Origin of the sequence: Flavonifractor sp. An4 (assembly GCF_002161755.1) — a bacterium.
In the GTDB taxonomy this organism is placed as follows: Bacteria; Bacillota; Clostridia; order Oscillospirales; family Oscillospiraceae; genus Flavonifractor; species Flavonifractor avicola.
Map to the genome: position 1 here is coordinate 34,355 of NZ_NFIL01000015.1, position 21,188 is coordinate 55,542.

The 21,188-nt window shown below is 56.9% G+C and carries 16 protein-coding genes; 7 read left to right on the forward strand and 9 right to left on the reverse strand.

Going from position 1 to position 21,188, the window contains the following annotated elements:
* Nucleotides 1-34: 34 nt before the first annotated feature.
* The 5 genes from eno to B5F94_RS08305 all read right to left on the reverse strand — a co-directional run bounded on the left by eno (nt 35) and on the right by B5F94_RS08305 (nt 5,644).
* The gene (gene eno, locus B5F94_RS08285; protein WP_087329314.1) at nt 35-1,336 is read right to left on the reverse strand and encodes a phosphopyruvate hydratase; all 1,302 of its coding nucleotides are present in this window, start codon (nt 1,334-1,336) and stop codon (nt 35-37) included.
* A 129-nt stretch (nt 1,337-1,465) separates the two neighbouring features.
* Nucleotides 1,466-2,986, reverse strand: coding sequence for a 2,3-bisphosphoglycerate-independent phosphoglycerate mutase (gpmI, locus tag B5F94_RS08290; protein WP_087329316.1), 1,521 nt, complete (start codon nt 2,984-2,986; stop codon nt 1,466-1,468).
* 34 nt (nt 2,987-3,020) lie between these two features.
* Nucleotides 3,021-3,794, reverse strand: a complete 774-nt coding sequence (gene tpiA, locus B5F94_RS08295) for a triose-phosphate isomerase (RefSeq protein ID WP_087329318.1) — start codon at nt 3,792-3,794, stop codon at nt 3,021-3,023.
* Between the two features lie 87 nt (nt 3,795-3,881).
* The gene (locus B5F94_RS08300) at nt 3,882-5,153 is read right to left on the reverse strand and encodes a phosphoglycerate kinase (protein ID WP_087329320.1); all 1,272 of its coding nucleotides are present in this window, start codon (nt 5,151-5,153) and stop codon (nt 3,882-3,884) included.
* Nucleotides 5,150-5,644, reverse strand: coding sequence for a tRNA (cytidine(34)-2'-O)-methyltransferase (locus B5F94_RS08305; protein WP_087269297.1), 495 nt, complete (start codon nt 5,642-5,644; stop codon nt 5,150-5,152). Before B5F94_RS08305 ends, B5F94_RS08300 begins: the two co-directional genes overlap by 4 nt.
* Before the next feature lie 193 nt (nt 5,645-5,837).
* Between B5F94_RS08305 and proB the strand changes: the two genes are divergently transcribed.
* The 3 genes from proB to B5F94_RS08320 all read left to right on the forward strand — a co-directional run bounded on the left by proB (nt 5,838) and on the right by B5F94_RS08320 (nt 8,353).
* Entirely contained in the window at nt 5,838-6,650 is an 813-nt protein-coding gene (gene proB, locus B5F94_RS08310) for a glutamate 5-kinase (RefSeq protein WP_087329322.1), read from the forward strand.
* A gap of 41 nt (nt 6,651-6,691) precedes the next feature.
* Nucleotides 6,692-7,939: a glutamate-5-semialdehyde dehydrogenase gene (locus B5F94_RS08315; protein WP_087187857.1), complete on the forward strand. Its 1,248-nt coding sequence runs from the start codon at nt 6,692-6,694 to the stop codon at nt 7,937-7,939.
* Between the two features lie 87 nt (nt 7,940-8,026).
* A complete protein-coding gene (locus B5F94_RS08320; RefSeq protein ID WP_087329324.1) occupies nt 8,027-8,353 on the forward strand; it encodes a hypothetical protein in 327 nt (108 codons plus the stop codon).
* Between the two features lie 43 nt (nt 8,354-8,396).
* Here the strand turns inward: B5F94_RS08320 and B5F94_RS08325 are convergent, their stop codons facing one another.
* The 3 genes from B5F94_RS08325 to B5F94_RS08335 form a co-directional block, all read right to left on the reverse strand.
* On the reverse strand, nt 8,397-9,602 hold the full coding sequence (locus tag B5F94_RS08325; RefSeq protein WP_087329326.1) for a class I SAM-dependent rRNA methyltransferase: 1,206 nt from the start codon (nt 9,600-9,602) through the stop codon (nt 8,397-8,399).
* 79 nt (nt 9,603-9,681) lie between these two features.
* The gene (locus B5F94_RS08330; RefSeq protein WP_087329328.1) at nt 9,682-12,003 is read right to left on the reverse strand and encodes an anaerobic ribonucleoside triphosphate reductase; all 2,322 of its coding nucleotides are present in this window, start codon (nt 12,001-12,003) and stop codon (nt 9,682-9,684) included.
* A 228-nt stretch (nt 12,004-12,231) separates the two neighbouring features.
* Nucleotides 12,232-13,452 carry a homocysteine S-methyltransferase family protein gene (locus B5F94_RS08335; protein ID WP_087329330.1) on the reverse strand — a complete coding sequence of 407 codons (1,221 nt, stop codon included), beginning with the start codon at nt 13,450-13,452 and terminating at the stop codon, nt 12,232-12,234.
* Between the two features lie 531 nt (nt 13,453-13,983).
* Between B5F94_RS08335 and B5F94_RS08340 the strand changes: the two genes are divergently transcribed.
* From B5F94_RS08340 to B5F94_RS08355, 4 genes are all read left to right on the forward strand, one after another.
* Nucleotides 13,984-14,418: a hypothetical protein gene (locus B5F94_RS08340; RefSeq protein ID WP_087329332.1), complete on the forward strand. Its 435-nt coding sequence runs from the start codon at nt 13,984-13,986 to the stop codon at nt 14,416-14,418.
* A complete protein-coding gene (locus B5F94_RS08345) occupies nt 14,396-15,685 on the forward strand; it encodes an IS4 family transposase (RefSeq protein WP_087329334.1) in 1,290 nt (429 codons plus the stop codon). Before B5F94_RS08340 ends, B5F94_RS08345 begins: the two co-directional genes overlap by 23 nt.
* Before the next feature lie 498 nt (nt 15,686-16,183).
* On the forward strand, nt 16,184-18,949 hold the full coding sequence (locus B5F94_RS08350) for a DNA methyltransferase (RefSeq protein WP_087329336.1): 2,766 nt from the start codon (nt 16,184-16,186) through the stop codon (nt 18,947-18,949).
* Between the two features lies 1 nt (nt 18,950).
* Nucleotides 18,951-19,619: a hypothetical protein gene (locus B5F94_RS08355; RefSeq protein WP_087329338.1), complete on the forward strand. Its 669-nt coding sequence runs from the start codon at nt 18,951-18,953 to the stop codon at nt 19,617-19,619.
* 115 nt (nt 19,620-19,734) lie between these two features.
* Here B5F94_RS08355 and B5F94_RS08360 read toward each other — a convergent pair whose 3' ends face one another.
* Entirely contained in the window at nt 19,735-21,009 is a 1,275-nt protein-coding gene (locus B5F94_RS08360) for a glycosyltransferase family 2 protein (RefSeq protein ID WP_087269275.1), read from the reverse strand.
* Nucleotides 21,010-21,188 lie beyond the last annotated feature (179 nt).

The window sequence follows — 21,188 nt, forward strand, 5'->3', positions numbered from 1 at the left end:
CCATTGGCAGCGGCCCCGTTGTGCTTGTCGAAACTTACTTCAGGTTGAAGAAAGCGTCCTTGCCCAGGTACTGAGCCACATCGCCCAGTTCCTCCTCGATGCGGAGCAGCTGGTTGTACTTGGCCACACGGTCGGTGCGGCTGGGAGCGCCGGTCTTGATCTGGCCAGCGTTCAGAGCCACAGCGATGTCGGCAATGGTGGCGTCCTCGGTCTCGCCGGAGCGGTGAGACACGATGGCGGTGTAGCCGGCGCGGTTGGCCATCTGGATGGCGTCCAGGGTCTCGGTCAGGGTGCCGATCTGGTTGACCTTGATCAGGATGGAGTTGGCAACCTTCTTCTCAATGCCGGTAGCCAGACGGGTGACGTTGGTGACGAACAGGTCGTCGCCCACCAGCTGCACCTTGTCGCCGATGGCCTTGGTCAGCATAGCCCAGCCTTCCCAGTCGGTCTCGGCCATGCCGTCCTCCAGGGAGATGATGGGGTAGGTCTCGGCAAACTTCTTCCACATATTGACCAGCTGCTGCTGAGTCATCTTCTTGCCGGACTTGGGCTGGATATAGCACTTCTCTTCCTCGTTCCACCACTCGGAAGAAGCGGCGTCGATGGCGATCATGAAGTCCTCGCCGGGCTTGAAGCCGGCCTCCTCGATGGCCTTCACGATGACCTTCAGAGCGTCCTCGTCCTTCTTCAGGTTGGGAGCGTAGCCGCCCTCGTCGCCCACGCCGGCGGCAGGAGTGCCGTTCTCCTTCAGGGTGGTCTTCAGCTTGTGGAAGACCTCGGCGCACATCCGCAGAGCCTCACGGAAGCAGCAGGCGCCCACGGGCATGATCATGAACTCCTGGATCTCCACGTTGTTGGTGGCGTGAGCGCCGCCGTTGAGGATGTTCATCATAGGCACGGGCAGAGTCTTGGCGTTGACGCCGCCAATGTAGTTGTACAGGGAGGTACCCAGGCTCTCGGCAGCAGCCTTGGCGCAGGCCAGGGAAGCGCCCAGGATGGCGTTGGCGCCCAGCTTGGTCTTGTTGGGGGTGCCGTCCAGAGCGATGAGAGCCTTATCGATAGCGGTCTGGTCCAGCACGTTCATGCCCACCAGGCACTCGGCGATCTCGGTGTTGACGTTCTTCACAGCGGTGAGGACGCCCTTGCCCAGGTAACGGCTCTTGTCGCCGTCGCGGAGCTCACAGGCCTCATAGATGCCGGTAGAAGCGCCGGAGGGCACCGCAGCGCGGCCCACGGTGCCGTCTTCCAGATAAACCTCAACCTCAACGGTGGGGTTGCCGCGGCTGTCCAGGATCTCACGGCCCAGAACGTCAACGATCTCGATGATCTGCTTCATGGTAAAAAACTCCTTTCGTATTGGCGGCGGGGGATGACCCCCGCCATACAGGGGTATCGGATTGTGGGGGGCGGGCCTTCGGCCCGCCGGGTCAATATTTGGTACGGCGGAACTTCCGCCGGATACCGCTTAGTTGAGGATCAGAGTTTCGCCATCCATCTCTGCGGGCTTTTCCAGGCCCATCAGATCCAGCATGGTGGGGGCGATGTCGGCCAGGCGGCCGTCCCGCAGCTTCACGTCGGCGCCCACGATGTAGAAGGGCACCAGATTGGTAGTGTGGGCGGTGTAGGGAGTGACCCCGTCGTCGTCCAGCATCCGGTCGGCGTTGCCGTGGTCGGCGGTGATGAGGGTCACGCCGCCCATCTTGGTGGTGGCCTCCACCACCTTGCCCACGCCCTCGTCCACAGCCTCCACGGCCTTCACAGCGGCGTCAAACACGCCGGTGTGACCCACCATGTCGCAGTTGGCGAAGTTGAGGATGATGACGTCGTACTTGCCGCTCTCGATGCGCTTAACGGCCTCCTCGGTGACCTCGGGGGCGCTCATCTCGGGCTGCAGGTCATAGGTCGCCACCTTGGGAGAGGGGATCAGGCACCGATCCTCGCCGGGGAAAACCTGCTCGGCGCCGCCGTTGAAGAAGAAGGTCACATGGGCATACTTCTCGGTCTCGGCGATGCGCAGCTGGGTGTAGCCCTGGCGGGCAATGTACTCGCCAAAGATGTTCTCCAGCTCCCGGTGGGGGAAGGCAATGAGCACATTGGGCATGGTAGCATCATACTCGGTGGTGCAGACGTAAGTCACGGGGAAGTAACCCTTCTTCCGCTCCACGTCGGTGAAGGCGGGGTCCACAAAGCAGCGGGTGATCTCCCGGGCCCGGTCGGGGCGGAAGTTCATGAAGATGATGGAGTCGCCCTCCTTCACCTTGCCCTCCTTGGTGCACACGATGGGCTCCACGAACTCGTCGGTGACGCCGGCATCATAGGACTTCTGTACACCGTCCACAGGATCGGCGTTCTCAGTGCCCACACCCAGCACGATGGCGTCATAGGCCCGCTGCAGGCGGTCCCAGCGCTTATCGCGGTCCATGGCGTAGAAGCGGCCCATAACGGTGGCCACCTGGCCCACGCCCAGCTCCTTGCACTTGTTCACCAGCTGCTCCACGTACTCCTTGCCGGAGGCGGGGGGCACGTCACGGCCATCCAGGAAGCAGTGGACAAACACCTTGTGCAGGCCGCGCTTCTTGGCCATCTCCAGCAGGGCGAAGATGTGGGTGATGTGGCTGTGGACGCCGCCGTCGGACAGCAGGCCGAACACGTGCAGCGCACCGTCCCGCTCCTTGCAGTCGTCCATAGCCTCGATATAGGCCTCATTCTCAAAGAAGGTGCCGTCCTGAATGGACTTGGTGATCCGGGGCAGGTCCTGGAACACCACCCGGCCTGCGCCGATGTTGGTGTGACCCACCTCGGAGTTACCCATCTGTCCCTCAGGCAGGCCCACATCCATGCCGGAAGCCGCCAGCTTGCAGCCGGGGTTCTCGGCAAAGATCTTGTCCAGATTGGGGGTGTGGGCGGCGGCGATGGCGTTGCCGGTCTTGTCGCCCCGCAGGCCGAAGCCGTCCATGATAATGAGGGTAGTCGGTGTTTTACTCATAGTTTACCTCTGTTCTCTGCACAAAAGCGGGGGCTTATTCCTGATTGGCAGCGTTGATGATCTGCACGAAGTCGGGGGCCTTCAGGGAAGCGCCGCCGATGAGGCCGCCGTCCACGTCGGGCTGAGCCAGCAGCTCCTGGGCGTTCTTGGCATTCATGGAGCCGCCGTACTGGATGGTGACGGAGCGGGCCACGCGGGCGCCGTACAGCTTGCGGATGACGGCACGGATGGCCTCGCACACCTCGTTGGCCTGCTCGGCAGTGGCTGTCTTGCCGGTGCCGATGGCCCAGATGGGCTCATAGGCGATGACCACATGACGCATCTTGTCGGCGGGCACACCGGCCAGAGCGGCCTTCACCTGATAGGAGATCAGCTCCATGGTGACACCCAGCTCACGCTGCTCCAGGCTCTCGCCCACGCACACGATGGGGTACAGGCCAGCCTCCAGGGCGGCGTGGACCTTCTTGTTGACGGTGAAGTCGGTCTCATTGTAGTACTGACGGCGCTCGGAGTGGCCGATGATGACGTACTTCACGCCGATCTCCTTGAGCATCTCAGGAGAAACCTCGCCGGTGAAGGCGCCGTGGGACTCATAGTGGCAGGTCTCGGCGCCGATGGCCACGCGGCTCTCCTTGAAGAGGCGCACAGCGGCCTGGAGGTTCACAGAGGGCACGCACAGCACAACCTCGCACCACTTGGGCTTGCCGATGAGGGGCTTGAGCTCCTCAGCAAAGGCGCGGGTCTCGGAGAGGGTCTTGTTCATCTTCCAGTTGCCGGCAATGATGGTCTTGCGATATCTTCTGTTCATGGGTAAATGGGCCCCTTTCTTCAAATCTTCTCTCTTAGGTTTTGACCCGGTTGGGCCTGATGTCACGCTGTAGCAGCGCTTATCTATTTAGGCGTCCAGCAGGCAAGCCACGCCGGGCAGCTCCTTGCCCTCCATAAACTCCAGGGAAGCGCCGCCGCCGGTGGAGATGTGGGTCATCTTATCGGCATAGCCCAGCTGCTGCACAGCAGCAGCGGAGTCGCCGCCGCCAATGATGGTGATGGCGTTGCTGTTGCTCAGGGCCTCGGCCACAGCCTGGGTGCCCTTGGCAAAGGCGGGGAACTCAAACACGCCCATGGGGCCGTTCCAGATCACAGTGCCCGCATCCTTCACAGCGTCAGCGTAAGCGGCGATGGCCTTGGGACCGATGTCCATGCCCATGCAGTCGTCGGGGATGTTCATGCTGTCCACCAGGATGGGCTCGGCGTCGGCAGAGAACTCCTTGGCGCAGATGGTATCCTCGGGCAGGAGCAGTTTGACGCCCTTCTCCTTGGCCTTCTTCATCATGTCGTTGCAGTAGTCCAGCCAGTCCTCTTCCAGCAGGGACTTGCCGATGGAGCCGCCCTGAGCCTTGAGGAAGGTGTAGGTCATGCCGCCGCCGATGATGATGGTGTCGGCAATCTCCAGCAGGTTGTTGATGACGCCGATCTTGGAGGACACCTTGGAGCCGCCCAGGATAGCCACCAGGGGACGCTTGGGATTGGCCAGAGCGCCACCGATGATCTCCAGCTCCTTCTGGATCAGGAAGCCGGACACGGCGGGCAGGTAGGCAGCCACACCGGCGGTGGAGGCGTGAGCGCGGTGGACGGCGCCGAAGGCATCGGACACATACACCTCAGCCATATCAGCCATGGCCTTGGCCAGAGCGGGATCGTTCTTGGTCTCACCCTTCTCAAAGCGGGTGTTCTCCAGCAGCAGGATCTGGCCGGGCTGGAGAGCGGCGGCCTTGGCCTGGGCGTCGGGGCCCACCACATCGGAGGCCATGATGACCTCACGGCCCAGCAGCTCGCTCAGGCGCTTGGCCACAGGAGCCAGAGACAGCTTGGCCAGGGACTTCTTCCACTCCTCCTCGGTGATGGAGGCGGGGTCCTTGCCCTTCTCGGCCTGCTTCTTCACATAGGAGTCAAAAGTAGCCACGGGCTTGCCCATATGAGAGCAGGCAATCACGGCGGCATTCTGGTCCAGCAGGTACTGGATGGTGGGCAGGGCCGCGCGGATACGCTTGTCGTCGGTGATGACGCCGCTGCCGTCCTTGGCCATGGGCACGTTAAAGTCGCAGCGCAGCAGTACCTTCTTGCCGGCTACGTCGATGTCTTTTACGGTCTTCTTGTTGTAGTTCATACTATACTAGCTCCTTTCATCTCGCCTTCCCCGGTCAATCCGGGAAAATCCAGTTGTCGCAGGGCTTCGTACGCTAGGATCGCCGCTGAGTTGGAAAGATTGAGGCACCGGGCCTCCGCCCGGATTGGGATACGAATACAGCGCTGGCGGTATTTCTCCCGGAAGGCCTCCGGCAGCCCGGCGGTCTCCTTACCGAAGATGAGATAGCACCCATCCCGGAACGTGGCCTCTGTATAGGGCCTCGGGGCTTTGGAGGTGGCCAGCCAGATATCCTCTGCGCCGGTTTTCTGAAAGAAGTCCTCCAGATTTTCATACACCCGCAGATCCACCAGATGCCAGTAGTCTAAGCCGGCCCTTTTTACGGCTTTATCACTGATATCAAAGCCTAACGGCTTAATCAGGTGGAGTCGAATCCCGGTAACAGCGCAGGTACGGGCGATGTTTCCGGTGTTTTGGGGTATTTCCGGTTCGTAGAGCACGATATTCAGCATTTTATTCCCTCTTTACACCTCTATCACTGTTCAGCGCAGGCTATTGTACTCCAAAATTCCGTGGATTTCAACCGTAAAAGCATGAAAAAGTGGTAAAACGTATAGTTTTCTTTGCGCAAACCATCACTTCTTTCCTTTACTGCATTGCGAAACTGTGGTATGATGCTCTCAGACGCAAGATCAGGCAAGGAGGATGAACGCTTTGCAGCGCAAGAAAGAGGTACGTCGATTGGTGGTCAAGGTGGGTACTTCCACCCTCACCCGGGACACCGGGAGCCTCAATCTTCAAAATATGGAACGACTGGCCAGGGTGCTCTCCGATCTGGAGGGGATGGGCTATCAGGTGGTGCTGGTCTCCTCCGGCGCCATCGGCATCGGCACCAAGAAGCTGCGGCTGGATGCCCGCCCCACCGAGCTGCGGATGAAGCAGGCCACCGCCGCCGTGGGCCAGTGCATGATGATGCACATCTACGACAAGCTTTTCGCAGAGTATAACCGCACCGTGGCTCAGATCCTGCTCACCGGCGAGGATGTAGACGCCCCCGTCCGGTCGGAGCACCTGCACAACACCTTTGAGGCCCTGCTGGAGCTGGGGGTCATCCCGGTGGTCAACGAGAACGACTCGGTGTCCTCAGCGGAGATCGAGACCGGCCAGTGCAAGGTGCTGGGCGACAACGACACCCTGTCCGCCATTGTAGCCCGGCTGTGCGGGGCCGACCTGCTGGTGCTGCTCAGCGACATTGACGGACTGTACGACGCCGACCCCCGCACCCATCCCGAGGCCCAGCTGATCCACCATGTGGAGGCTGTCACCCCGGAGCTGCGGGCCATGGCCGGCGGCGCCGGCACCTGGCGGGGCACCGGCGGCATGGCCACCAAGCTCAACGCCGCCCAGATCGCTCTGGACGCCGGTATCGAGATGGTCATTGCCAATGGCAGCAACATCGAGTCTCTTTATGATATTGTAAACGGCGCCGACATCGGCACCCGCTTCGCCGCCCTCTGAATTCCCTCGCCCAACCTTATACATAAAAGGAGTGACAAGTTATGACGCAGCTGGAAATGCAGGGTCTGGCCGCCAAAAATGCCAGCCGGGTGCTCTCCATTGCGGGCACCGCCAAGAAGAACGCCGCTCTGGAGGCCATTGCCTCCGCTCTGGAGGCCCGCCAGGAGGAGATTCTGGCCGCCAACCAGGAAGATATGACTGCCGCCAAAGCCGCCGGAATGCGCCCCTCCCTCCAGGACCGGCTGGCGCTGGACGGCTCCCGCATCGCAGGTATCGTGGACGGTGTGCGGCAGGTGGCCGCCCTCCCCGACCCCATCGGTGAGACCACCAAAATGTCCACCCGTCCCAACGGCCTGGTCATCGGCAAGCGCCGGGTGCCTCTGGGTGTCATTGGCATCATCTATGAGGCCCGGCCCAACGTCACTGTGGACGCCGCCGCCCTCTGCCTGAAGTCGGGCAACGCCGTCATTCTCCGGGGCGGCAAAGAGGCCTTTCACTCCAACCAGGCCTTTGTCTCCATCATGCGGGACGCCCTGGAATCCGCCGGTCTGCCCCGGGACTGCGTGGCTCTGGTCACCGACACCACCCGCCAGAGCGCCACGGAGCTGATGAACCTGACGGAATATCTGGACGTGCTCATCCCCCGTGGCGGCGCCGGTCTGATTAAAAATGTAGTAGAGAACGCCAAGGTGCCGGTAATCCAGACCGGCGTGGGTGTGTGCCATGTGTATGTCCACGGGGAGGCCGACCTGGATATGGCCGCCCGCATTATCCACAATGCCAAGACCTCCCGGCCCTCGGTGTGCAACGCCGCCGAGTGCCTGCTGGTGGACCGGGCAGTGGCCCGTGACTTCCTGCCCATGGCCTGGCAGCTGCTCCAGACCAAGAACGTGGAACTGCGGGGCTGCCCCGAGACCCGGGCCATCCTGGGCGACTTCGTGGTCCCCGCCACCGAGGAGGATTGGGACACCGAGTTCGGCGACTATATCCTGGCCGTTAAGGTGGTGGGCGGCTTTGACGAGGCGGTGGAGTTCATCCACGCCCACGGCACCGGCCACTCCGAGGCCATCGTCACCAACAACTACTTTGCCGCCCAGCAGTTCCTGGACCAGGTGGACGCGGCGGCGGTGTACGTCAACGCCTCCACCCGCTTCACCGACGGCAACGAGTTCGGTCTGGGCGCCGAGATCGGCATCTCCACCCAGAAGATGCACGCCCGGGGTCCTATGGGCCTGGAGGAGCTGACCTCCAGCAAATTTGTCATCTACGGCACCGGCCAGATCCGCTGAGCATAGGATGGAGCGGCCCCATACTGAATTCTTGTTACATACGGCGGGCAGCAATGCCCGCCGTATGAATTTGTAGGGGGTGCTTCCATGCTGGAACGCCAGATCAAGCCGGAGGGCGGCGTGGTATACTGCGATTTGGGCAAGCTGTGCCCGGAGGCCGGGCAGATCATTGACTGCTCTCTGGTGCTGGCCGGGGTGCTGCCGGAGCGGCGGGTGGCCCTGGCGGCGGAACTGATGGACGGGGATACCTGTCTGGGAGCCCGGCTGTTCACCATCCCGCCCCACCACGAACCGGCCGCCGCCGATCTCAGGCTCACCGGCCTGCGCTTCTACCTGCCCGAAGGGATCGACCGGCCCCTCACTCTGCGATCCGACGCCCATTATATCGACCGGAACGAGCGCTGTTTGCTTTAAAACATACAGGGGCCGCTGCCATTGGCAGCGGCCCCTGTGGTTTTTATTGTTCATCCATGACTTGGAAGATATAGAATTTCAGATAGAGGGACTGGTCCGCCCCCCACAGCACCGGATGGTCGGCGGCCTGGGTGCGGTACTCCACCTGCCGCAGGCGGCGGTGAGCGTCCCGGGCGGCCTCCCCGATGGTCTTGGCCAGCAGCTCGGGGGTCATGAAGTGGGAGCAGGAACAGGTGGCCAGATAGCCTCCGTTTTTCACCAGCTTGATGCCCCTCAGGTTAATCTCCCGGTAGCCGGTCACCGCCTTCTTGACGGAGGCCCGGGACTTGGTAAAGGCAGGCGGGTCCAAGATCACCAAGTCAAATTTTTCGCCCTTTCTTTCGAGCTCAGGCAGCAATTCAAACACATCATGGCACTCAAATCGCACCCGGTCGCTCATGCCGTTGAGCTCCGCGTTGCGGGTAGCCTGATCCACACCCAGCTGGGAGGCGTCCACGCCCAGCACCTCCCTGGCGCCGCCCTTGGCGGCGTTGAGGGCAAAGGCGCCCGTGTGGGTGAAGCAGTCCAGCACCCGGCCGCCCTTGGCCAGAGGCTGGATGGCCAGCCGGTTGTACTTCTGGTCCAGGAAGAAGCCGGTCTTCTGGCCCTCGGCCACATCCACCTGGTACCGGACCCCGTTTTCCACAATTTCCACCACCGGGTCAAAGGGCTCGGACAGGAAGCCCTTCACCCGCTCCATGCCCTCCTTCAGGCGCACCTTGGCATCGCTGCGTTCATAGATGCCCCGGATGGCGATGCCGTCCTCCGCCAGAATATCCACAAGCAGCTTCAAAATGGTGGATTTCATCCGGTCAATGCCCAGGGCCAGGGATTCCACCACCAGCACGTCCGAGAACTTATCCACCACCAGGCCGGGCAGGAAGTCGGCCTCACCGAAGATGATGCGGCAGGAGGAGGTGTCCACCGTGTCCTTGCGGTACTGCCAGGCAGCGCGCACCCGCATCTCCAGAAAAGCCTCGTCAATAACGGTGTCCGCTTTCCGGGACAGCGCTCGCACCGTGATGGTGGAGGCCCGGTTGAGGAAGCCCACCCCCAGAGGGTAGCCGTTGTAATCCTCGATGCGGATCACATCGCCGTCGGCGGGCTGACCCACGATCTCACCGATCTCATTGTCATAGATCCAGGGGCCGCCGGCCTTGAAGGAGCGGCCCTCTCCCCGCTTCAGGCGGATAGCAGGCATATCAGCCATACACAAAATCCTCTCTATATCAAAATGGGGCGGGGCAGAGCCCCGCCCCTATGGTTTTTCCTTCTCAGCCGTGGTCAGGTTACACGCCGTGCTTCACCCGGTCGTGCTCCTCGGCCCGCTTGGCGTTGTTGAAGCGGTCCAGGGTGCCCACCAGGTAGCCGGTGATGCGGCGGATGCGCTCAAAGGGCACGCCGTCGGCCTCGGTGCGGCCGCAGCCGGGGCAGCGGTCTCCGATGATGCCGGAAAAGCCGCACACCGGGTCCCGGTCCACCGGATGGTTCACAGAGCCGTAGCCGATGCCGCTCTCCTTCATGCAGCGGATGACCTTCTCAAAGGCCTCCAGGTTGTCGGTGGGATCGCCGTCCATCTCAATGTAGCTGATGTGTCCGGCGTTGGTGAGGGCGTGGTAGGGCGCCTCGATCTTGATTTTGTCGTAAGCGGAGATGGGGTAATACACCGGCACATGGAAGGAGTTGGTGTAGTAGTCCCGGTCGGTGATCCCCTCCATGACTCCAAAGCGGGCCTTGTCCATCCGGACAAAGCGGCCGGACAGCCCCTCGGCGGGGGTGGCCAGCAGGGAGAAGTTGAGGCCCCGCTTTTCACTCTCGGCGTCCATCCGGGCCCGCATATGGGAGATGATCTCCATGCCCAGCACCCGGGCCTTCTCACTCTCGCCGTGGTGAACACCGATGAGAGCCTTCAGGGTCTCAGCCAGACCGATGAAGCCTACGGACAGGGTGCCGTGCTTGAGCACCTCCCGCACCTCGTCGTTCCAGTCCAGCTTCTCGCTGTCCAGCCACACCCCCTGGCCCATGAGGAAAGGGAAATTGTAGACGTGCTTGCGGCACTGGATCTCAAACCGCTCCAGCAGCTGGTCCACGCACAGGTCCATCATCCGGTCCAGAGACTCGAAGAAGGTGTTGAGATCCCCCCGGGCTTTGATGGCCAGCCGGGGCAGATTGATGGTGGTAAAGGACAGGTTGCCCCGGCCGTTGCAGATCTCCCGCTCAGGGTCGTACACGTTGCCGATGACCCGGGTGCGGCAGCCCATGTAGGCGATCTCGGTCTCGGGATGGCCGGGCTTGTAGTACTGCAGGTTAAAAGGAGCGTCGATGAAGGAGAAATTGGGGAACAGCCGCTTGGCGGAGCACCGCATAGCCAGCTGGAACAGGTCGTAGTTGGGCTCGCCGGGGTTGTAGTTGACCCCCTCCTTCACCCGGAAGATCTGGATGGGGAAAATGGGCGTCTCGCCGCCGCCCAGGCCGGCTTCGGTGGCCAGCATGACATTCTTCATCACCATGCGGCCCTCAGGAGAGGTGTCCATGCCGTAGTTGATGGAGGAGAAGGGAGTCTGGGCACCAGCCCGGGAGTGCATGGTGTTCAGGTTGTGGATCAGGGCCTCCATGGCCTGATAGGTGGCCCGGTCGGTCTCCTTTACCGCCCGCTGCTGGGCAAACTTCTGGGCCTTCTCCACAGTGGCCTCGTCTCCGAACTTGGGCACCAAAGCCGCCCGCTCGGCGGCAAAGTATTCCTCACTGCCCGCCAGAATGGGGCACAGGCCGGTCTTCTTTTCCAGATCGGCCATAACAGCCTTCAGCTCCTGCTCGGGGTCGCTCTCGTCCTCCAGCAGCATGAGGGCCCGGGCCAGGTTCTGGCGGTACAGCCGCTTGAAGGTCTTGCGGACGCCGTCAGCCATGCCGTAGTCGAAGTTCACCACGCTCTGGCCTCCGTGCTGATCGTTCTGATTGGACTGGATGGCGATGCAGCAGAGAGCTGCGTAGGAGGCAATATCGTTGGGTTCCCGCAGGGTGCCGTGCCCGGTGGAGAAGCCCCTTTCAAACAGCTTCTTGATGTCGATCTGACAGCAGGTGGTGGTGAGTGTCAGGAAGTCCAGATCGTGGATGTGGATATCACCCTCCCGGTGGGCCCGGGCGTGGTCGGGATTGAGGACGAACATATCGTAGAACTGCTTGGCGCCCTCGGAGCCGAACTTGAGCATGGAGCCCATGGCGGTATCCCCGTCAATGTTGGCGTTCTCCCGCTTGATGTCCGAGTCCTTGGCGGCAGAGAAGGTGATGTCCTCGTAGGTTTTCATCAGCCGGGTATTCATCTCCCGGGCCCGGCTGCGTTCCTCCCGGTACAGGATGTAGGCCCGGGCAGTCTGGATGTAGCCGTTGTCCATCAGTACCCGCTCCACCAGATCCTGAATATGCTCCACGCCGGGCTGCTTCTCCCCCTCCACCTCCAGGATGGAGAGGACCTCGTCGGCCAGCCGTCTGGCCTCGGCCTCCTTGCCCGGCTTGTAAGTGGCTCGGAAGGCCTTGTCAATGGCGCCGGCGATTTTGTCCTCGTTGAACTCCGCCAGTCGGCCGTCCCGTTTTCTGATTTTGGTGAGTGTCATTGCGATCCGTTCCTTTCCCGCTCCACGGTTGCAGGCGATTACCGCCCGTTATATTCCGGCACAATATCTTGTGTTTTGGTTCTTCGCGCAACATCCATGATACAGTATCTTGATATGTGCCGTCAAGGCGCAAAACAAAAAGCCCGTCCCAAAAAGGGGACGTGCTTTTTGTCTGTTTCGCTGATTTTATTTTTATTTTGGGGCCCGAAGGTCCCTTGACAGGGCTTTTTACAGCAGCACCAGGCCGTACCGGCCTGCCATCTCCCGGAGGAAATCCTCCTCCAGATCTCCGGTACCATCCCAGAAGGCCCGGCCCTGGTAGAGCCGCAGGGCCTTCTCCAGCAGCTCGGGTACATCGGACCATAGGCACAGGGCATCCTTCACCACATACTGATTCTCGGCAAAGATGTCCAGGTCGTCTTCCTCCAGGATGGCAATCTTCAGTGCACCCTGGGGGGACTCCTCCTCGGCCTCCAGGATGTCCTCCATCAGGTCGGGGGTACACTCGATGGTCTCACCCACATCTACATCGGGGGTAATGAACCGGGCCTCCTTCTCGCTGGCGCAGGGAATCACATCCGGGTCCCGCTCCACCGGCTGGAAGGCGGAAAAGTCCACCTGAGCCATAGCCCGTGCCACTTCCTCCAGATGTTCCGGACCCGCCCCGCAGCATCCGCCGAAGACCCGTGCTCCGGCGGCGGCATATCGCGGCACAAAGCCCGCCAGCTCCTCCGGGGTACAGCAGGCCCCGGGCAGCCCGGCAGAGGGCTTTGCGATCAGGGGTACGGAGGCATAGGGGGTCAGCCGCTCCAGCTGCTCCGCCGTGTCCTCGGGGCTGGTGCAGTTGAGGCCGAAAGCAGACACCCCCATGCCCTGCATAACGATGAGACCGGCCAGCACATCGGTGCCTCCGGGGGTGCGGCCCTCGTCGTCACAGGTGAAACACACCCACACCGGCTTGTCCGACACACTCTTGCAGGCAAGCACCGCCGCCCGGGCCTGAGCCATGTCGGTCATAGTCTCCAGGAAAAACAGGTCCACCCCGGCAGCCTCCAAAGCGGCGGCCTGCTCCGTGTAGACTGCCACCAATTCCTCAAAGCTGCTCTCGCCAAAGGGCACCAGCGTCAGCCCGGCGGGGGCCATGTCACCCGCCACCAGTACGCCGTCGCCTGCAGCCTGCCGGGTGAGCTCCACCAACCGCTGGTTGTATTCTCTTACCTGTCCCATGATGCCCCTGCGCTCCAGGCTGGCCCGGTTGGCCCCAAAGGTGAGGGCAAGCAGAATACGGCTGCCCGCCTGCACATAGCGCCGCTGTACCTCCAGCAGAGCCTGGGGATGCTCCAGCACCCACTGCTCGGTGCAGGCTCCGTCGGGCATACCCAGCCGGCGCAACTCGGTTCCGGTAGCGCCGTCCATCAGAATGGGCATGGATAAGGGAATGGTGTCCATAATTGCTCGGTTCCTCCTGTATTGCACATTTGGATGGTATTATATCACAGTTTCACGATTCAATGCAAGCCTGATTGCGAAAGCAAAAGAGACCTGCAGTCAAGCCAATGTCATTAAATTAAGGGTGGGAAGGTACCTTTCCACCCTTAATTGTTTTTAGAAAATTTGTGAAGTGGTTAAATTTACACTCCGTTCACACATACTACCGCAATTTGAGGTAGTATAAAAGTGGCCTTGTAGCCCACATGAGAGTTTTTGTATTTGATATTTGTGTTTAATGAATTTACTTGTTGATTGCTAATTTTTAAATTTTGAGAGATTTATAACACAAAGCGTTGAGTTGCTATCAAATGGTTGAGTGATATGCACCGCGCACGATAATCGTATTACCCCGTCGTCGGAGGGGGGTACGGTTGTTGTGCGCGGTTTTTTTGTATTTTCTTCCGACCACGGATATATAAAGCAGGCCGAAGAAGATGCTAATTCCGTGTCCTCACCTTCTTCATGATTCACGCGAAAGGAGTTATAACCATGAAGTACTATCTTCAAGTTCTTTTAGCCATTTCTATCTATATGAGTCATTTTGATCCTTTCCATTCTATGTGCTGGGTATTTATCTCCAGAGATACCAGGGACTTTGATATCATTCGTGAGGCAGATCGAATTGCTTCAAAAGTCTCTGCTTCGCTCTGGGAAGCAGCTTCTTGCGCTACTCCAGATATAAGAACAGGCGAAGTTCACATTGAGGCCCATTCTTTTAATTATGTTGGTAACTACAAGAATATTGTTATTGCCGATAATCCTGTTTATGAAAAGTGGAACCCAGATTTGAGCAATCTAATGGAAGAGAAATACAAAGAGATCAAAGCTGACATGGTATCTTTGCTCACTGACATGGCGGCATCTTACTTTGACGGCACCATAAGCCCTGGAGGGGATCATTATGTCATCCGCGTTAGAGATTAACTTAGCCCTCAATGGCGCTATCACCGATACAGCCGCTCATTATAGCGGGACCCGGGAATTTTCCCGGGCCCGCAAGTTACCACTTGAAACTGTCCTTCGGCTCCTAATAGGAGCCGAAGGCGGTTCCCTGGCAAAAGAGTTACATAGTGCAGGTATCAATGCCACCCCTGCCGCCGTGTCACAGCGCAGGGCGCAGATTGCACCCGAGGTTTTCCGAAAAGTCTTTCATTCCTTTAACGCCGCTTGCGCCGACGCCGATACATTCCGTGGCTATCGTATCCTTGCAGTAGATGGAACAGCGGTAAACATGCCACGCAACCCCAATGCTCCGTCCTTTGTCCAAAACGAGAGTGCCCCAAAAGGATACAATCAGCTACATGTCAATCCGCTGTATGATGTGCTGAACAAGACTTATTTTGATGTGATAATACAGCCAGAACCGCAAAAGGATGAAATCGGTGCTCTGGTTGAGATGTTGAAACAAAATGACTTTAGTCAGAAAACATTGGTTGTTGCTGATCGAGGATATGAGAGTTACAATTTGTTGGCCCACCTCATTGAAAAGCCAAACACGGATTTTCTCATCCGAGTCAAACAAAACCATTCGGCTATGCGGGAGATAGCTCGTTTGCCTATGTTTGAGCTTGATTGTGACATTAGTTTCACAATCACGACAACGCAAACAAATGAGGACAAGCAGCGGCGGCATATCTTCCTACAAGTGCCGAAAAAGAGCAAACCAGGTTCAAAGACTCGGCGGGGCCGCTGGGATTTTCAAAGCCCCTATACAATGAAGCTGAGGATTGTTCGCTTTCAGTTGGAAACAGGAGAATTTGAAACGATTGCGACCTCACTTTCGCGTTCGTTTACATTAGAAGATGTCAAAGAGTTATATCACATGCGCTGGGGTATCGAGACCAGCTTTAGAGACCTAAAATATTCGCTCGGTCTGGTTAATCTCCACGGCAAATCTGACGCTTTTGTGGAACAAGAAATTTACTCTGCACTGACAATGTTTAATTTTACCAGCAGGATCGTGCGTGAAGTAGTGATCCAGCAGCCCAAGGATGGCATATATGCCTACCGTGTCAATTTCAAAATGGCGGTGGTATTGTGCCGCGAATATTTCAGAACGCCGAAAGGCAGCAGTGACAAACTTATGCGGCAAATTGCCCGCCACACGATTCCAATTAGGCCCGGACGCCGGGATAACCGAAATCTTCGTATAAAAGGATTTGTTGGCTTTACATATCGTGTTGCTGCATAGAAAAAGCAAAAAAAGAGGGGCAGGGGGCTAATCTTCCTGTCCCTCCCCATATATATTTTTTCAAAAGGCTATTTTCCTGGCTCAAAAGCAGCGTTTTTCCAAAAAAGGAAGCCGTCTTATCTTAATGCCATAGAAAAAAGCAAAAATAAACATATGTAGGCGCAAAATTATAACATGTCAAGCAGATGTATTGAAAAAGCAATGATTTTCTATAAAGCCGATATAGCTCTATATAGGAACAAAAATCAACTAGTTCCATTTACGGTGCAAAAATACTGACTGTGTTTTGAGACAGGTCATATTTTTTTGAGATTCACTCCGGGAAAACAGCCATTAAGTTTAGAGTTTTTGCAAATATCAACTAGTGGCAACAATGTTCCAAAAAGAATGGACATTTGTTGAGAAATCTGGTAATCACAATCCCTTGTCTGGAAAAATCAACTAGTCTATGATATGCTTAATAAAAGAAGCAAATTATCTCCGGGAGGAAGAAATACCATGACAGATGTGCAGCAGCGGGCAGCGGCAAAAGCATTTATAGAATATTGGACTGGCCGTGGTGACGAAAAGCAGGAGACCCAGCGTTTTTGGATCGACCTGCTTCGCAATGTCTACGGCATAGCAGAACCGGAAAAGGCTATCGAATTTGAGTATCCTGTAAAACTAGAGCATGTCAGCTTCATCGACGGGTATATCCGGGAAACCCGCGTTCTCATTGAGCAGAAGGGTGCGGATATTGATTTGCGGCGGGGCTACAAACAGTCTGATGGTTCCATGCTGACGCCCTATCAGCAAGCCCGCCGCTATGCGGGCTACCTGCCCCACGATATGAACCCCCGGTGGATCGTGGTGTGCAACTTCCGGGAGTTCCATATCCACGATATGAACCGCCCTAATGACGAGCCGGAAGTAGTAGCACTGGCCGACCTAGAGAAAGAGTATCACCGTCTGAATTTCCTGGTGGACACCGGGGACGAAAATATTAAGAAGGAGATGGAAATCTCCTTGCAGGCGGGTGAGATTGTTGGCACCTTGTACGACGCCCTTTTGAAGCAGTACAAAGACCCGGAGTCTCCAGATACCCTAAAAAGCCTGAACGCCCTGTGCGTGCGGCTGGTATTCTGCCTGTATGCCGAGGATGCGGAGATTTTCGGTGGCCACGGTAAATTCCACGACTATATGCTCCGGCACCAGAATGATGCCCGCCGTGCCCTGATTGATCTCTTCCAGGTACTGGACACCAAGCCGGAGGACCGGGACCCCTATATGGACGACGATCTGGCCGCATTTCCCTATGTCAACGGCGGTCTGTTTGCGGATGAGAATATTATTATTCCACGGTTGGATGAGACTATTGTAGACCTGCTCCTCCACCGGGCAAGCTCGGACTTTGACTGGTCCTCCATTAGCCCTACCATCTTCGGCGCTGTGTTTGAGAGCACCCTAAACCCGGAAACTAGGCGCTCCGGCGGGATGCACTATACCAGCATTGAGAACATCCACAAGGTCATCGACCCGCTGTTCCTGGACGACCTGAAAGCAGAGCTAGCCGAAATCCAGAGCATCACCGTGGAGACCACTCGGAAGCGCCGCCTGAAAGACTACCAGCACAAGCTGGCCGGATTGAAATTCCTTGATCCCGCCTGTGGTTCCGGCAACTTCCTGACGGAGACTTATATCTCCCTGCGCAAGCTGGAAAATGAGGCGCTCCGCTCCCTTTCCGACCAGATTATGCTGGGCGATGTAACAAACCCCATTCAAGTCTCCATTGGCCAGTTCTACGGCATCGAGATCAACGACTTTGCCGTGACCGTAGCCAAGACGGCCTTGTGGATCGCGGAAAGCCAGATGATGAAGGAGACCGAGGACATCATGCACATGTCCCTGGACTTCCTCCCTCTAAAATCCTATGCCAATATTGTGGAGGGCAACGCCCTGCGGATGGATTGGGAAAGTGTGGTGCCCAAGCAGGAACTGAACTATATCATGGGCAACCCGCCGTTTGTGGGGGCCAGAATGATGAGTCCTGAGCAAAAGGACGATTTGAACAGTGTTTTCCCAGGATGGAAAAACGCCGGAAACTTGGATTATGTCTCCTGCTGGTATAAGAATGCGGCGGACCTAATGGACGGCACTGCTGTCCGTTCGGCGCTGGTTTCCACCAACTCCGTAACACAAGGTGAGTCGGTTGCAAACCTGTGGAAACCGCTTTTTGAAGCGGGCATCCATATCGACTTCGCCCACCGCACTTTCCGGTGGGACAGTGAGGCCAAGATGAAAGCCCATGTCCATTGTGTCATTGTTGGATTTAGCGTGGCGCCCAACAGCAAGCCCAAGGTGATCTTCACCTCAGACCGTCCGCAGATTGCTGAGAACATCAACGGCTATCTGCTGGATGCAGACAATGTGTTTGTGGAGAGCCGAAACAAACCTATCTGCGATGTACCAGAAATCGGGATTGGGAATAAGCCAATTGACGGTGGAAATTACCTGTTTACAGAAGAAGAAATGCAGGAATTTGTTGAAAAAGAGCCTGCATCTAAAAAATGGTTCAAGCCATGGTACGGTTCGCAGGAGTTTATCAATCGCAAACCGCGATATTGCCTTTGGCTGGGTGATTGTCCACCCAATGAGCTGCGGAAAATGCCGGAGTGCATGAAGCGTGTGAATGCTGTGCGGCAATTGCGACTAGAGAGCAAGAGCGCTGGGACAAGAAAGCTGGCAGACACACCAACAAGGTTCCATGTAGAGAATATGCCGAAGGGAACTTACATTGTTATTCCAGAGGTATCTTCTGAGAGAAGAAAATATGTGCCTATGGGATTTATGAGCCCGGATATTCTTTGTAGCAATCTTGTTAAAATTATTCCAAACGCAACCCTTTACCACTTTGGTATCTTAACCTCCAATGTCCACATGGCCTGGATGCGGGCAGTCTGCGGGCGCTTAAAAAGTGATTATCGCTACTCCAAGGATGTAGTTTATAACAACTTCCCGTGGCCCACGCCTACCGACGAACAGAAGGCCAAAATCAAGGAGAACGCCCAGGCCATCCTGGACGCCCGGGCCCTGTACCCTGACTCCAGCCTTGCCGATCTCTACGACGAGACCACCATGCCCCCGGAGTTGCGTAAGGCCCACCAGCAAAACGACAAGGCCGTTATGCGCGCCTACGGCTTCGACATCAAGACTACCACCGAGACTTCCTGCGTGGCGGAACTGATGCGGATGTATCAAAAGCTGACGGAAAGAAGTAAACGCTAAGATGAAATTTTTCAGATTTGAAGTCATTAATAACACAATACATATACTGGATGGCCCAGCGGCAGATAAAATATTAGAACTTCCAAATGACCGTATTGTAAAAAGGCTCAAAGATATGCTATTGCATTGGAATGACTTGATGGAGGCAAAGTCGTGCCTTGAGGCGTTCAATGAAAAAAATACCGATATAGTCAACAAGTCATTAGCACAAAATGCAATCGTACTCTTCTATAAGTGCTTCGGCAAAAGCGATTTCCGGGATAATTCACTCAAAAAAGATACAATATTAGCTGGTTTTCCACCTGCTGCAAAAGATGTTTTCGATTACTACAAAAATATTCGGGACAAGTTTATTGCCCATGATGCAAGCCGCCACGCGCAAGCTCTCGCGGGAATAATTCTTGAAACAGAGAAAACGCCCCCATTTGTTGACGAAATACATATGCTGGCTACCACCGAAATGTTCAAAACTAAGGAAGAAATAGAGGGGTTGAAGTCTTTCTATCGCCTGGTAACGGTATCAATAAAGTGGACTGAAGATACAATTGATAAATTGTGTGACAAAATCAAAGAAACCTATCAAACGCAGCCATTATCATACTTCAAAGACTTTGCCACTCTTCAACTCCGAGCTCCATCGGAACAAGAGATGTTCCAAAAGAGATATTGATAAAAGCACCACCTGTCTCAAAAATTCATGAGCAGGTGGTGCTTTTTTTATGAGCGCAAAAAGCCTAATTTAATGACATTGGCAGTCAAGCAGGTCTCTTTCCAGTGGTCCCGGTTCAGCCCGCCCCCACCCGCTTGGTGGAGGTGTGGTAGATGGGTTTCCACTCCACCTTTTTCACCAGAGCGGCAATGGAGATGGGAATATACGTAAACATGAAAATGGGGAAGGTAAAGACGTAACCCAGCTTCCGCAGAGGAGTCGCACTGATGTGTTTCCATTCGGAAAGCACCGTCAGCAGGCCGTAGAAAAACAGGCCCACATAGAAGTTCCACAGGGCAGACAGCATAAATCCGACAGTTACATCGATGACCTTGGCGGCGATATAGGCGGGCTGGGTCATGCAGCTGGCCAGGATGATGCCGTTGAACAGGATCATCACCAGGGTGAGCAGCATACCGGGGGCCACGGTCACGAACATATCGTAGCAGGAGGTACCCAGCCGTCCGGGGCGGAAACAGCCCTTCAGCAGGGGCACGGTATAATCCCGGTCCACCTCATAGAAGCCCTTGGACCACCGCAGCCGCTGGTCCCAGGACTGGCGGAAGGTGGTGGGCTGCTCGTCGTACACCACGGCGGTATCGCAGTAGCCGATCTTGCGGCCCTGGATGGCACAGTCCACAGAGAACTGGATATCTTCGGTGAGCAGGTGGAAGGGCCAGCCCCCGTTGTCCCGGATGACCTTGGAGGACACCAGGAAACCGGTACCGGACACATGGCAGTTGGTGCCCAGCAGGGTACGGGGGAAGTTGAGGAAGCGGGCCTCCCGCAGGAACCAGATGGAGTATCCGGCGGAGATCCAGTTGTCCCCGAAGTTCTTGGAGTTGCGGTAGCAGGTGATGGCGTCGTACCCCTTGTCAAAGGTCCGGTTCATCTCAGCCACAAAATTGGGGTCCACCAGGTTGTCGGCGTCAAAGACGAAGTAGCCGTCGTAGACGTCCTTACCCTCCTCCTCCAGACGGTGGAAGAGGTAATCCATCGCGTAGCCCTTGCCCTTCTTCTGCTGGTCGAAGCGCTCATACACAAAGGCGCCGGCCTTGCGGGCCACACCGGCGGTATCGTCAGTGCAGTTGTCGGCCACCACATAGAGGTCCAGCAGCTCTTTGGGATAATTTTGCTTGTTTAAGCTATCCAGCAGTTCTCCGATTACCTCTTCTTCGTTGCGTGCGGATACTACCACAGCAAAGCGATGGAGCTTTTCAGGCTGATGGGTCTCTTTCCAGCGCCGGCGCACCAGCCCCACCACCACATAGAAGCCCTGGTAAAGATAGAGCAGGGTAAAAAGCAGCACCACTGCAAAATTCAAATCTTTTACAAATTCTAATATCGTCATTCCATGATCCTCCGTCTGTTGATCGCTGAAGGAACCTGCCCGCGGTGGATAGCCGCGTGCATTGCATATCATACCACACCCAAAAAAGATTACAAGAGTGTTACATACCAATTAACAGAAGATTAAGGGAAAGTTTTTATTTCTTTTATACAAATGTAAGAAATCCGACCTCTCCTCTG

Coding starts and splice junctions, on each gene's coding strand:
- B5F94_RS08350 (WP_087329336.1), top strand. CDS start 16,184: ATGACAGATGTGCAGCAGCGGGCAGCGGCAAAAGCATTTATAGAATAT.
- B5F94_RS08340 (WP_087329332.1), top strand. CDS start 13,984: ATGAAGTACTATCTTCAAGTTCTTTTAGCCATTTCTATCTATATGAGT.
- B5F94_RS08315 (WP_087187857.1), top strand. CDS start 6,692: ATGACGCAGCTGGAAATGCAGGGTCTGGCCGCCAAAAATGCCAGCCGG.
- B5F94_RS08330 (WP_087329328.1), bottom strand. CDS start 12,003: ATGACACTCACCAAAATCAGAAAACGGGACGGCCGACTGGCGGAGTTC.
- gpmI (WP_087329316.1), bottom strand. CDS start 2,986: ATGAGTAAAACACCGACTACCCTCATTATCATGGACGGCTTCGGCCTG.
- B5F94_RS08335 (WP_087329330.1), bottom strand. CDS start 13,452: ATGGACACCATTCCCTTATCCATGCCCATTCTGATGGACGGCGCTACC.
- tpiA (WP_087329318.1), bottom strand. CDS start 3,794: ATGAACAGAAGATATCGCAAGACCATCATTGCCGGCAACTGGAAGATG.
- B5F94_RS08320 (WP_087329324.1), top strand. CDS start 8,027: ATGCTGGAACGCCAGATCAAGCCGGAGGGCGGCGTGGTATACTGCGAT.
- B5F94_RS08325 (WP_087329326.1), bottom strand. CDS start 9,602: ATGGCTGATATGCCTGCTATCCGCCTGAAGCGGGGAGAGGGCCGCTCC.
- B5F94_RS08355 (WP_087329338.1), top strand. CDS start 18,951: ATGAAATTTTTCAGATTTGAAGTCATTAATAACACAATACATATACTG.
- eno (WP_087329314.1), bottom strand. CDS start 1,336: ATGAAGCAGATCATCGAGATCGTTGACGTTCTGGGCCGTGAGATCCTG.
- B5F94_RS08360 (WP_087269275.1), bottom strand. CDS start 21,009: ATGACGATATTAGAATTTGTAAAAGATTTGAATTTTGCAGTGGTGCTG.
- proB (WP_087329322.1), top strand. CDS start 5,838: ATGAACGCTTTGCAGCGCAAGAAAGAGGTACGTCGATTGGTGGTCAAG.
- B5F94_RS08345 (WP_087329334.1), top strand. CDS start 14,396: ATGTCATCCGCGTTAGAGATTAACTTAGCCCTCAATGGCGCTATCACC.
- B5F94_RS08305 (WP_087269297.1), bottom strand. CDS start 5,644: ATGCTGAATATCGTGCTCTACGAACCGGAAATACCCCAAAACACCGGA.
- B5F94_RS08300 (WP_087329320.1), bottom strand. CDS start 5,153: ATGAACTACAACAAGAAGACCGTAAAAGACATCGACGTAGCCGGCAAG.